This is a genomic window from Streptomyces sp. NPDC002602, assembly GCF_042889445.1.
Taxonomy (GTDB): domain Bacteria; phylum Actinomycetota; class Actinomycetes; order Streptomycetales; family Streptomycetaceae; genus Streptomyces.
In genome coordinates this window covers 140,248-152,093 of sequence record NZ_JBIAQX010000008.1, presented here as the reverse complement: position 1 = coordinate 152,093, position 11,846 = coordinate 140,248, and the positions used below count along the sequence as shown (strand labels likewise).

The window sequence follows — 11,846 nt, the reverse complement described above, 5'->3', positions numbered from 1 at the left end:
CCCGCGCACGACCCCCACTCCTCCGTGCGCGTGACCGCGCGGAGGCCGTCCGGGCGGATCCGGCCCGCCGCAGGCCGCGCCGACGTGGCGAAGATCGTTCCTCTCCTACGATGGCGGCCCCCGCCGGCGGTCGCATCGAGGAGTGCCGTGTCCCGATCCCCCTGGTCCGCCGTACTGGCCACCCTGCCCCTGGTCGCCTCCGCCGTGCTCGCCACCGCGCTGCCGGCCTTCGCGACCGCTCCCGGACACGACGGCGACGGCCACCCGCGCCCCGGCCCCACCCACCGGAGCATCACCGCCGGGACCCGGCCCGCGGAAGCGGCCGCCCTCGGCGAGGACCACGCCCGGGCGCACACCGGCCGGCGACAGGCCGCCCGAGGCGCCCAGGGCTATCCGCAGGCGAAGCGCACACAGAGCCTGGACGCGCTGACCGCCTCCCAGCGGCGGGCCAACGCCGGCTTCACCGCGGCCCGGTCCGGACGCTTCACCGACTACTTCCCCGCCCCCGACTTCGGGGTCCATCTCGCCCAACTCCCCACGGGAAAGGTGCTCTTCTTCTCCTTCGAGCGGGTCGAGGCGGATCCCACCAAGGAGACCGGGCCCACCGACCGGATCGGCGGGACCAACGCGGGCCGCGCCTACCTCTGGGATCCCGCCAAGGGCACGGGCGCCCGCGCCTTCAAGAACGTGCCGCCGCCCACCGTGCTGATGCCCGACGGCACGTACGTCCCGCGCCCGGCCCCCTTCTTCTGCGCGGGCCACTCCTTCCTCCCCAACGGCATGGTCGGCGTGTTCGGCGGCAACGGCGGCGGCAAGGGCGGCACCGGCGCCCGACTGTCCTTCGTGTTCGACCCGTGGACCGAGACCTGGTTCCGCAACCGCGACATGGCCGTCGGCCGCTGGTACCCGTCCGTGGTCACCGGCGCCGACGGCCGCCAACTCGTCATGTCCGGACAGGACGAACGCGGCACGGGACACCCCACTCCGCTGGTGGAACGGTTCCCGGCCCGCAGCCGCCCCGTGCCCTGGCGCCCGTACGACATCCCGGTGGGCCTGCCCGCGGAGCGGTTCGGGGCCGACGCCCCCTTCCGCAACGACTACCCGCACCTCTTCTCGCTCCGCGACGGCATGATCTACGGCCTCGGCCGCGACGCCGACCAGCAGTGGCTGTTCGACCCGGCCAAGGAGACCCGCGTCGACCTGCCCCGGCGGCCCGCGGACTTCCGGGGCTACGGATCCGCGGTGCCCCTCCCGGCCGGCTTCCGGGGCCCCGACTCCGTGCTGGTCCTCGGCGGCGACCCGCGCGACCCGCTCACGTACCGGCTGTCCGGCGGCGCCTGGACCACGGACGGCTCCCGCGCGTTCGGCCGCACCCAGGACGACACTCTGATCCTGCCGGACGCGACCCTGCTCACCGTCAACGGAGCCCTCGACACCCGCGACTACGGCTTCGGCCCGTTCAACCCCAAGGCCGACCTCAAGTACCGACACATCGAACTCCGCGACGCCCGGGGCCACTGGAGCCTGGGACCCGCCCAACGCCTGCCCCGGGGCTACCACTCCAACGCCCTCGTCCTGCCCGACGGGCGGGTCCTGGTCACCGGCGACGAACTGCAACAGATCGCCAACGACCCCGACATCAAGGACGGCATGGACGGCAGCGTCGAGCTGTACGAACCCGCCTACATCCACCGGGGGACCCGACCCGCCCTCGACGCGGTTCCCGGCCACACGCTCGCCCACGACACCGACTTCCAGGTGCGCACCTCCACCCCCGGGGAGGTGGCGCGGGCCGTGCTGCTCGCGCCGACGACCGTCACCCACTCGATCAACACCAGCCAACGTCACCTGGAGCTGCGCCGCACCGGCACCCGGGGCGACACCCTCGACCTGCGGACGCCGCCCACCGCCGCCGACGCCCCGCCCGGCTACTACATGCTGTTCCTGTTGAACTCCCGGGGCGTCCCCAGCACGGCGAAGTGGGTCAAGCTGGGCATCCGCCAGGTGTATTGACCCGCGGCGTTGTGTACGCGGCTGATGGGTGGCTCGCCTGCGAGTGCGGTGTGGCAGCGGTGGTGGTTGTAGGTGTGGAGGAAGTCTGCCGGCGCTGCTGTCCGCTCGGTGTTCGAGGTGTACGGCCGCTGGTAGGCCCATTCCTCGAGCAGGGCTCGGTTGAAGCGTTCGCCCCGCGAGGTGATCCGAAGGAAACGGCCTGGACGGCCTGGTCCCGGCACTGGGCTGACGCCGCCCGAAACCCCCGTCCTCGGGCGGCGTCAGCCCAGTGCCGGGACCACGAGAGGACCCCGGTCGTCGGCGGGGGATCCGGTTTCCCGTCCCCTCACCGACCCTCCGACGCCCACTCTGCCAAGCCCCGGAGCATCGGGCATTGGCCTGGCGTGCACAGAGTCTTGACGGAGAGTCGCCCCGCCGCCCGCGCCCGGGGCCCCGGCTCTTGTTGCGCGGGCCGCCACGGCCGGTGTAAACCCGTGGTCATGCTGCCCGAGAGAACGTTCCGCAGCGCGGAACTAGCACCCGCCGACCGTTTCGAGAGCTGGCGGGCCCTGATGTCGGAGACGCATGCGCCCATGGAGATGAGCAGTGAGCACGCCGCCGACTTCTGGGTGAACCAGCGCGTCATCTCGCTCGGCGGGATCACGGTCTATCCGATGGAATGCCGTCCCCTGACCTTCCAGCGCACACCGAAGCTGATAGCGAGGTCGGACCCCGAGGCGTTCCACCTCTCGCTGATCAAGCGCGGGGCGGGAGCGGTCACCCTGGGCAAGGACACCGTGGTGCACGGTGTGTTCGACATCCACACCAGTGACACGTCACGGCCGTTCGAGATCAGTTCCGGCCCGCATTCCGTCGAGATCATCGGGGTCGAGGTACCCAAGGCGCTGCTGCCGCTGCCCCCTCACACCGCCGGCCGGGTCATCGGCAAGCGCATCTCGGCCCGGGAGGGAATGGGGGCCCTGCTCGCCACGTTCCTCGACCAGGTGACCAAGGACAGCCGGTCCTACCGACCGGCCGAGGGCCCGCGCCTGAGCGGCGTACTGGCCGATCTCGTCGCCTCGCTCTTCGCCGGCGTCCTCGAAGCGGACCGGTCCTTGACCCCGGAGACGCACCGGCGCGCCCTGGCGCTCCGCGTGATGGCCTTCATCCGGGACAACGCCGACGATCCGCTGCTGGACGTCCCCGCGATCGCCGCCGCCCACCACATCTCCGTCAGCCATCTCCACCGGGTGTTCCAGCAGGAGGGGGACGGGACAACGGTCGCGGCCTTCCTTCAGGGCCGGAGGCTCGCGCGGGCACGCCAGGACCTGGCGGACCCGCTGCACCAGGGGGTGCCCGTGCACGTCATCGGCGCCCGGCGGGGCTTTCGACACGCGTCCGCGTTCAGCCGGGCGTTCCGCGATGCCTACGGCCTGCCACCCGCGGCCTTCCGCGGGCAGGCCCGGGCGGAAGACCTGACCGGGGCGGACGCCTCCTAGCGCTGTGTCGCCCGCAGGGTACGCAGGGCCTTGTCGAGACGGTCCTGGCGGGCCTTCGGGGTGAGGGCCTGGAGCAGTGGCAGGATCAACTGGTAGCGCCCGGTCCGGTCGAGCGCCTCGAAGGCCGAGCGCGCCCGCGGGTCGGCGGCCAGCACGGCGGCCAGGTCCGGCGGAACCTCCGCGCTCTTCTGCGACGCGTACGCCGCCTCCCACCGGCCGTCCTCGCGGGCCTTGCGCACCTCGGCCAGCCCGGGCTCGCGCATCCGCCCGGCGGCCGTCAGCAGCGCCACCTTGTCGACATTGACCCGCGACCACAGGCTCCGGGGGCGACGCGGCACGTACTTCTGGAGGTAGTACACGTCGTCGAGGGACCTGCGCTGCCCGGAGATCCAGCCGTAGCAGAGCCCGATGTCCACCAGTTCGTCGTCGGTGACCGACGGGACGCCGCTCCTCTTCTTGGCCACCTTCACCCAGACGCCCGCGTCGCGCGCGTGGTGCTCCGCCAGCCAGCCCTCGAACGCCGCGGCGTCCGCGAAGGCGATGATCTCCACGCCGTCCAACTCGTCCATGCGCAGCAGGCTATCGCCGTCCCGGCAGCCCCAGCCATCCCCGCCGCCCCGGTTTCGCCGGCAGACCCATCCGCAGCGGGACCGGCCCCGAATAACGGTCGACCCATGTCACCCCGAGGTGAGCGAGGCCGTGATGAGCAACCACCACAACCCCGACGGCCACGAATGGCATCCGCTGGTCGGACACGTCGTGCGGGACACCGCGTCCGGTGTCGAGGGACGGCTGATGGCCGTGGTCCGCGAGGAACTCCCCACCCACACGGGCACCCCCCGCTGGATCCGCCGCGCGTACATCCGCCCGCGCGGCGGGGGAGTGGAGCGCATCGCCGACCTCGCCGACATAGAACCCGTCGACGCGGCAAGCCTGTCGCTCGTCTGAGCCCGGTTCAACCGCGCGCCGCGCCGCCGACCCTCTCCCCGTGTGCCGCGCCCGCGCCCGCGTAAGGGACGGTGCGCACCGCGTCCGCCGCCCGGATCTCCAGATGGACCCGCAGCGCGCCGACCCACACCAGGGCCGACCCCAGCAGGTGCAGGATCACGGCGAGCGCCGGCAGTCCCGTGAGTGACTGGAACAGACCCACCGAGCCCTGGGCCACCAGCACGGCGAGGAAGAGCACCGTCGTGCGGCGCGCGGCACCGTACCCCTCCCGCGGCAGCACGGCGAGGAGCCGCCCGGCGAGCACGAGTACCGCCGCGGCCAGTACGCCGTGCGCCACCGTCACGGTGGCCCAGTCGAACGGCATCCGCCGCACGTCCGAGGAGTCCCCCGCGTGCGGTCCGGAACCGGTGGTCACGGTGCCCACCACGACCAGCAGGGCCGTCGTGGCCACCAACGCCCACGACAGCGAGCGATGGCGGGCGGCCGGCGGCCGGCGGGGGCAGAGGTCCGAGACGGGCCCGCCGTCCCCGGCGGGCACCGCGTGCCGGGTCCACACGGCGGCGCTCAACAGCAGCGTCGCGGCGAGGAAGTGCGCGGCGACCACGTAGGGGCTCAGCCGCATCCACACCGTGACCCCGCCCACCAGGGCGTTCAGGACCACGACCCAGAACTGCGCCCAGGCGCCGCGCAACACCGCCGGCATCGGGCGGCGTTGGAGACGGGCTGTGACGACGACCCACCCGACGATGACGCACAGCACACCGGTGAGCAGCCTGTTGCCGAACTCGATCGCCCCGTGCAGTCCCATCTCGGAGGTGGGGGCCAGCGTTCCCGTCGTGCACATCGGCCATTCGGGGCAGCCCAGGCCGGAACCGGTGACCCGGACGACCCCGCCGCCCACGACGATCGCGATGCTCGCCACCACGGACGTCGCCGCGGCCCACCGGACGCTGCGGGGACCGAGCGCGAACCTGCCCGCCGCCCATGAGAGAGGAGTGCGCACGATCGACCTTCCCCGAGGGCGCGCCGCCGCGGGTGGCGCGCCTTGATCAAGAGGGCCCAGCCTACGGCCGCGCACCGGGGCGTTCTTGACGGGGTGTCGATCACCCGTCGGTCGGGGGCCCCGCACACGTCCGCGGGTTGTGCGTTCTCGGGCTATCCCGTGCGCACGGCGGGGAAAGAGGCGAGGCCGCCGCGATCGTACGTTCGGGGAGTGCCGAGCCGCGGGAGCCGCGGCGCTCGGCCCTCATCGCCTCCCCTTGAGACAAGGACCCCTCATGTTCGACATCACCAAGGTCCGGGCCGCCGGCGGCCGGGACCTGCTGACGCCCGAGAACTCGGTCATGCTCTTCGTCGACCACCAGCCGCAGATGTTCTTCGGCGTCGGCAGCGGGGACCGCGCCGCGATCATCAACAGCACCGTGGGCCTCGCCAAGGCCGCCCGCGCCTTCGACGTCCCCGCCGTGCTCACCACGGTCGCCGCCGAGTCCTTCTCCGGCCCGATCCTGCCCCAACTCGCCGCGGTGTTCCCCGAGCAGGACACCATCGACCGCACCTCCATGAACGCCTGGGAGGACGAGGCGCTCGTCGAGGCGGTCAAGGCCACCGGTCGCAAGAAGATCATCCTGTCGGGGCTGTGGACCGAGGTCTGCCTGGTCCTGCCCGCACTGTCCGCGCTGGAGCAGGGCTACGAGGTCTACGTGGTCTCCGACGCCTCCGGCGGCGTCAGCCCGGCCGCCCACGAGCACGCCCTGCAGCGCATGCTCGCCGCCGGCGCCGTCCCCGTCACCTGGGTACAGGTCCTCCTGGAGCTCCAGCGCGACTGGGCTCGCCAGGAGACGTACGGCGCCGTGATGGAGATCGTCAAGGAACACGCCGGCGCCTACGGCCTCGGCGTCGTGTACGCGCAGTCGGTCATCGGCGAACACGCGGCGGGCTGAGCCGAGTTGGACACCGGCATCCTGATCCTGCGCCTCTTGGCGGGCCTGCTCGTCGCCGGCCACGGAGTACAGAAGATCAGTTTCCGCCTCGGCGGACACGGACTCGAAGGCGGGGCCCGGGAGTTCCGCGGCGACGGCTTCCGCGGCGGCAGCCTGACCGCTCTCGCCGCCGGCGCCGGCCAGATCGGCTCCGGGCTCCTGCTGGCCCTGGGGCTGCTCACTCCGCTCGCCGCCACCGGCGCCATCGGCGTCATGACGGTCGCGCTCACCGTGAAGTGGCACAACGGGCTCTGGGTACAGAACGACGGCTACGAATACCCCCTGGTCCTGATCGCGACGGCGGCCGCCCTGGCGGCCACCGGACCCGGTGCCTGGTCCCTGGACCAAGTGCTCGGGCTGACGCCGTACCCCCTGTGGTGGCTCGGCGTCGCCCTGGTCTCGGGGATCGGCAGCGGACTGCTCACCCGGGTCGCCCTCCACACCGCCGCCCCACACCCCACGGACGCCGCGTAGGCCGTCTCTTCCGGATCTTGCCTGACACCTGCGGCACACCATTCGACAGAGGAGAACACATGCCTTTCATCAAGGTCGCCGAGGGCGACTCCGCCCCGGTCGAGCTCTACTACGAGGACCACGGCCGGGGACGGCCCGTCGTCCTGATCCATGGATGGCCGCTGAACGGGGCGTCCTGGGAACGGCAGACCGCCGCCCTGCTCGCCGCGGGCCACCGCGTCGTCACCTACGACCGGCGCGGCTTCGGCCGCTCCGACCAGCCCTGCGACGGCTACGACTACGACACCTTCGCCGCCGACCTGAACGCGGTCCTCACCGCGCTCGACCTTCGCGACGCCGTCCTCGTCGGCTTCTCGATGGGCAGCGGCGAGGTGACGCGCTACCTCGGCACGTACGGCTCGCAGCGCATCGCCAAGGCCGTCATGATCGGGGTCGTACCGCCCTTCCTGCTCAAGACCGAGGACAACCCCGGCGGAGTCGACGCCGGCGTCTTCCGGGGCATCGAGGAGGCGATCAGGGCCGACCGGTTCGCGTTCCTGACCGCCTTCCTCGCCGACTTCTACAACGTGGACGTGCTCGGCGGCGAGCGGATCAGCGAGGAGGCCGTGCGGGCGAGTTGGAACGTGGCCGCCGGCGCCTCCGCCAAGGGCACCCTCGACTGTGTCCAGGCCTGGCTGACGGACTTCCGCGCCGACCTGCCCCGCATCGACGTCCCCACCCTGATCATCCACGGCGACGCCGACCGGACCCTGCCCATCGGCGCCACCGCGATCCCGCTGTCGAAGGAGATCGCCGGCGCCGAACTGCACGTCGTCGAGGGCGGCCCGCACGGGCTCACCTGGACCCACGCCGACGAGGTCAACGCCGCACTGCTCGCCTTCATCGCCTGACCTGACCTGACCTGACCTGACCTGACCTGGTCGAACCTGGCCCGGCCGGCCCACCCGAACCGCGCACGGGGACACCGCCGACCCCTCTCGTGCGGCATCCCCGTGCGCACCCTCCGCCGTCACGCCCGCCCCGCGTCCGCGACGCCCACCCGGTCGGGCCAATCACGCCACACGCCGGTCGGTCTCCCGGCCCGAAGTGGTCCCCGGTGTGATCCTGAACGCCGCGATCACCCCGGCCGCCCCCGGCCACGCCCGCACCCCCCGCCTCCCGAAGGAGCACTGTCATGACCAACCGTCAGCCCGTACTGGAAGGCGCCGCGCAGGCCTTCGCCAACGCCACCGCACAGCCGCCGTACCTCTACCAGATCCCGCCCGCCGACGGCCGCAAGGCCGTGGACGACGTACAGAACGGCGAAGGCGTCTCGCTGCCCGCCGTCGACGAGGAGTGGATCACCGTCCAGGACGGTCCCACCGGGGAGGTCCGCACCCGGATCGTCCGCCCCCGGGGCCTCACCGGCCCCCTCCCCGTCATCCTCTACATCCACGGGGCCGGCTGGGTCTTCGGCAACGCGCACACCCACGACCGACTGGTCCGCGAACTCGCCGTCGGCGCGGGCGCGGCCGTCGTCTTCCCCGAGTACGACCTCTCGCCCGAGGCGCGCTACCCCGTCGCCATCGAGCAGAACTACGCCGTCGCCCGGTGGATCGGCCGCGAGGGACGGGACAAGGACCTCGACGGCACGCGCCTCGCCGTCGCCGGCGACTCGGTCGGTGGCAACATGAGCGCCGCCCTCACCCTCATGGCCAAGGAACGCGGCGACGTCACCGTCGTCCACCAGGTGCTCTTCTACCCGGTCACCGACGCCGCCTTCGACACCGAGTCCTACGAGCAGTTCGCCACCGGCTACTTCCTGCGCCGCGAGGCGATGCGGTGGTTCTGGGACCAGTACACGACCGACGAGTCCGACCGCGCCCGGATCACCGCCTCGCCGCTGCGCGCCTCCCTCGACGAGCTCACCGGACTGCCTCCCGCCTTGATCATCACCGCCGAGGCCGACGTCCTGCGCGACGAGGGCGAGGCGTACGCGGCCAAGCTGCGCTCCGCCGACGTGCCGGTCACCGCCCTGCGCGTCCAGGGGACGATCCACGACTTCGTGATGCTGAACGCGCTCCGGGAGACCCGGGCGGCGGAACTCGCCATCGGTCTGGCCGTCGACACTCTGCGCGAGGCCCTCGCGTGACGGCGGGCATGCCCGTCGGAGGCATATCCGCGGCCCCCGACGCGCGGCGACCGGCCGCCGACCTGCTCGTGCGCAACGCCAAGGTGTTCACCGGAGACCCGGACCGCCCGGCGGCCCGGGGCGTCGCGATCCGCGACGGCCGGATCGTGGGCATCGGCGACGACCACGAACTCGGGGGCCTCGTGGGCCCGGCGACCAGGGTGATCGACGCCCTGGGGCGCCGGGTCGTCCCCGGCCTGAACGACTCGCACCTGCACGTCATCCGGGGCGGCCTCAACTACGTGCTGGAGCTGCGCTGGGACGGCGTGCGTTCCCTGCGCCACGCCCTGGCCATGCTCCGCGAACAGGCCGGCCGGACCCCCAGGGGGCAGTGGATCCGGGTCGTCGGCGGCTGGACCGCCGAGCAGTTCGTCGAACGTCGGATGCCGACCGTGGCCGAGTTGAACGCCGCCGCGCCCGACACCCCGGTGTTCGTGCTCCACCTCTACCAGTCCGCCCTGATGAACCGCGCCGCGGTACGGGCCGCAGGCTTCGACCGGAACACCCCCGACCCGCGCGGCGGGCAGATCGTGCGCGGCAGGGACGGTGAGCCGAACGGCGTGCTCCTGGCGGCGCCGAGCGCGCTCGTCCTGTACTCCACCCTCGCCAAGGCACCCACCCTGGACGAGGCCGAAAAGCGGACATCCACCCGACACTTCCTGCGGGAACTCAACCGCTTCGGCCTGACCTCGGCGGTGGACGCGGCCGGCGGCTTCCAGAACTTCCCCGACAACTACGCCACCGTCACCGACCTGGCCCGCACGGGAGAGCTGACCCTGCGGATCGCCTATCACCTCTTCCCGCAGACGGCCGGCCAGGAGATCGCCGACCTGACCCGTTGGACCGAGACGGTCAGGCCCGAGGACGGCGACGAGTGGCTCCGCCTGAACGGCGCGGGCGAGAACCTGACCTGGGCCGCCGCCGACTTCGAGAACTTCTCCGAACCGCGACCCGAACTCGCCGCCGGCTACGAGAGCGAGTTCGAGTCGGCGGTGCGGCTCCTCCTGGAGAAGGGTTGGGGCTTTCGCCTGCACGCCACCTACGACGAGACGATCCGCCGCGACCTGGCGGTCTTCGAGAAGCTCGCCGCCGAAGGACTGTTCCCCGGAGCCGGCCGCTGGCTCTTCGACCATGCCGAAACGGTCTCCGACGACAGCCTGGACCGCATCGCCGCGCTCGGCGGCGCCCTGTCCGTCCAGAACCGGATGTCCTTCCAGGGCGCCGCCTTCCTGGACCGGTACGGGCGCGAGGCGACCTCCCGCACACCGCCGGTCCGCGCGATGCTGGACCGCGGCCTGACCGTCGCCGCGGGGACGGACGCCACGCGCGTGTCCTCGTACAACCCGTGGGTCTCGCTGCACTGGCTGGTGACGGGCCGCACCGTCGGAGGCACGCCGCTCTACCCGGCCGGGAACCTGGTCGACCGGGAGACGGCACTCGTCCTCTACACCCGCGGCGGTGCCCGACTCACCGGCGAGGACGAGGTGAAGGGCGTGCTGAAGGAGGGCTGTTTCGGCGACCTCGCCATCCTGACGCAGGACTACCTGAGCGTCCCCGAGGACGCGATCCCCGACATCGAGTCCGTCCTCACGGTCGTCGGCGGTCGGATCGTCCACGCCACGGCCGAGTACGAGGGCCTCGACGAGCCGGTTCCGCCGGTCAGCCCGCACTGGAGCCCGGTGGCCCACTTCGGCGGCTACCAGGCCCGGCCGGAGCGCGGGGCGGAGGGACCGAGCGGTGTGCGGCAGGCCGACGCGATGGCGGAGGTAGCGGCGGAGTCCGAACAACACCGGCTCTGGCGTGTCGCGCGGGGCGCGGCGCCCGACGCGGCGCCGCCCGTCGCCGACCCCTGCTTCACACACTGACGGTCTCCCGCACGGCCGGCTTCACGCTGAACGGCCCCACCCACCGCACGGCCCCACGCATCGAGCGGCCCCACGCACCGGACGGCCCCACGCACCGAGCGGCCCCACGCACCGAGCGGCCCCACGCACCGAGCGGTTTCACGCACCGAACAAGGGAACCCACCACATGAGCACCGCCTCCGTCCCCGGCGAGGCCGGGGACACCGAACCGGCGCCGCCCGGACGCCGGTTCGAACCGGACCTCAGGGCGATGACGCGGATCAACCTGCGGCCGATCGCCTCGCCCATGCCGCTCGGCTTCTTCACCGTGGCCATCGCCTCCGTGATGACCGGCTGTCTCCAACTCGGCGTCTTCGAGGCCGGGGACCGGCGTGCCGTGGCCCTGTGCGTGCTGCCCGCCTTCGCGCTGCAACTCGTGGTGAGCGTCCTCGCCTTCGGGGCCCGCGACGTGATCGCGGCCACGCTCATGGGGACCTTCGCGGGCAGTTGGCTCGCGTACGCCCTGGTCGTCGGCACCGGAGCGGCCGGCGGGCACCGGGTGCTCGGGGTGTTCAACCTCGCGTTCCTGTGCTTCGGGGCGCTGATGGCGGCCGTGACCCGGCCCAAACAAGCCCTGTGGCTGGTCTTGGTGGTGTCCCTGCCCCGCTGGGCGGCCACCGGACTGGCCGGGCTCACCGGGGCCGACTGGCTCGGGTACACGGCGGGCGCCCTCGGGATCGCGGTGGCGCTGGTCGCCACGTACGCGGCCTTCGCGTTGATGCTGGAGGACATGCGCAGCGAGGAGGTCCTCCCCATCGGCCGCAGCGGGCCCGCCCACACGGCCGTCGAGGGGGACCTCGCGGTCCAGCTCCGGAACCTCGAACGGCAGGCGGGTGTGCGGCGCACGCTCTGAAACCGCCGTGCGCGTGCGATGTCGCAG

Annotated in this window: 11 protein-coding genes and 1 pseudogene; 9 read left to right on the top strand and 3 right to left on the bottom strand. The window is 72.6% G+C overall.

Annotation, left to right across the window (positions count from 1 at the left end; translation table 11 throughout):
- Nucleotides 1-147: 147 nt before the first annotated feature.
- A complete protein-coding gene (locus tag ACFYW3_RS22560) occupies nucleotides 148-2,013 on the top strand; it encodes a galactose oxidase-like domain-containing protein (RefSeq protein WP_389387090.1) in 1,866 nt (621 codons plus the stop codon).
- On the opposite strand, the pseudogene ACFYW3_RS22555 reads toward ACFYW3_RS22560, so the two are convergent.
- A pseudogene (locus ACFYW3_RS22555) lies at nucleotides 2,007-2,183 on the bottom strand (integrase core domain-containing protein); the annotation flags it as partial. The gene ACFYW3_RS22560 and the pseudogene ACFYW3_RS22555 sit on opposite strands and share 7 nt — an antisense overlap.
- 309 nt (nucleotides 2,184-2,492) lie before the next feature.
- Between ACFYW3_RS22555 and ACFYW3_RS22550 the strand changes: the two are divergent.
- Nucleotides 2,493-3,491: an AraC family transcriptional regulator gene (locus ACFYW3_RS22550; RefSeq protein WP_351762070.1), complete on the top strand. Its 999-nt coding sequence runs from the start codon at nucleotides 2,493-2,495 to the stop codon at nucleotides 3,489-3,491.
- On the opposite strand, the gene ACFYW3_RS22545 is transcribed toward ACFYW3_RS22550, so the two are convergent.
- Complete coding sequence (locus tag ACFYW3_RS22545) at nucleotides 3,488-4,060, bottom strand: YdeI/OmpD-associated family protein (protein WP_351762068.1); 573 nt, start codon at nucleotides 4,058-4,060, stop codon at nucleotides 3,488-3,490. The two genes, ACFYW3_RS22550 and ACFYW3_RS22545, sit on opposite strands and share 4 nt — an antisense overlap.
- Before the next feature lie 133 nt (nucleotides 4,061-4,193).
- On the opposite strand from ACFYW3_RS22545, the gene ACFYW3_RS22540 reads away from it, so the two are divergent.
- Nucleotides 4,194-4,439 carry a hypothetical protein gene (locus ACFYW3_RS22540; protein WP_351762065.1) on the top strand — a complete coding sequence of 82 codons (246 nt, stop codon included), beginning with the start codon at nucleotides 4,194-4,196 and terminating at the stop codon, nucleotides 4,437-4,439.
- A gap of 7 nt (nucleotides 4,440-4,446) precedes the next feature.
- Here the strand turns inward: ACFYW3_RS22540 and ACFYW3_RS22535 are convergent, their stop codons facing one another.
- A complete protein-coding gene (locus ACFYW3_RS22535; protein ID WP_389387089.1) occupies nucleotides 4,447-5,442 on the bottom strand; it encodes a heme A synthase in 996 nt (331 codons plus the stop codon).
- Nucleotides 5,443-5,716: 274 nt separating this feature from the next.
- On the opposite strand from ACFYW3_RS22535, the gene ACFYW3_RS22530 reads away from it, so the two are divergent.
- The 6 genes from ACFYW3_RS22530 (at nucleotide 5,717) to ACFYW3_RS22505 (ending at nucleotide 11,819) form a co-directional block, all read left to right on the top strand.
- A complete protein-coding gene (locus tag ACFYW3_RS22530) occupies nucleotides 5,717-6,379 on the top strand; it encodes a hydrolase (RefSeq protein WP_351371204.1) in 663 nt (220 codons plus the stop codon).
- Between the two features lie 6 nt (nucleotides 6,380-6,385).
- Nucleotides 6,386-6,892 (top strand): DoxX family membrane protein, encoded by a 507-nt coding sequence (locus tag ACFYW3_RS22525; RefSeq protein WP_389387088.1) that lies wholly within the window; start codon nucleotides 6,386-6,388, stop codon nucleotides 6,890-6,892.
- Between the two features lie 59 nt (nucleotides 6,893-6,951).
- On the top strand, nucleotides 6,952-7,782 hold the full coding sequence (locus ACFYW3_RS22520) for an alpha/beta fold hydrolase (protein WP_389387087.1): 831 nt from the start codon (nucleotides 6,952-6,954) through the stop codon (nucleotides 7,780-7,782).
- A 284-nt stretch (nucleotides 7,783-8,066) separates the two neighbouring features.
- The gene (locus tag ACFYW3_RS22515) at nucleotides 8,067-9,023 is read left to right on the top strand and encodes an alpha/beta hydrolase (RefSeq protein WP_389387086.1); all 957 of its coding nucleotides are present in this window, start codon (nucleotides 8,067-8,069) and stop codon (nucleotides 9,021-9,023) included.
- Between the two features lie 8 nt (nucleotides 9,024-9,031).
- Nucleotides 9,032-10,927 carry an amidohydrolase gene (locus ACFYW3_RS22510; RefSeq protein ID WP_389387185.1) on the top strand — a complete coding sequence of 632 codons (1,896 nt, stop codon included), beginning with the start codon at nucleotides 9,032-9,034 and terminating at the stop codon, nucleotides 10,925-10,927.
- 166 nt (nucleotides 10,928-11,093) lie between these two features.
- Nucleotides 11,094-11,819 (top strand): GPR1/FUN34/YaaH family transporter, encoded by a 726-nt coding sequence (locus ACFYW3_RS22505; RefSeq protein ID WP_351762049.1) that lies wholly within the window; start codon nucleotides 11,094-11,096, stop codon nucleotides 11,817-11,819.
- Nucleotides 11,820-11,846: the final 27 nt, after the last annotated feature.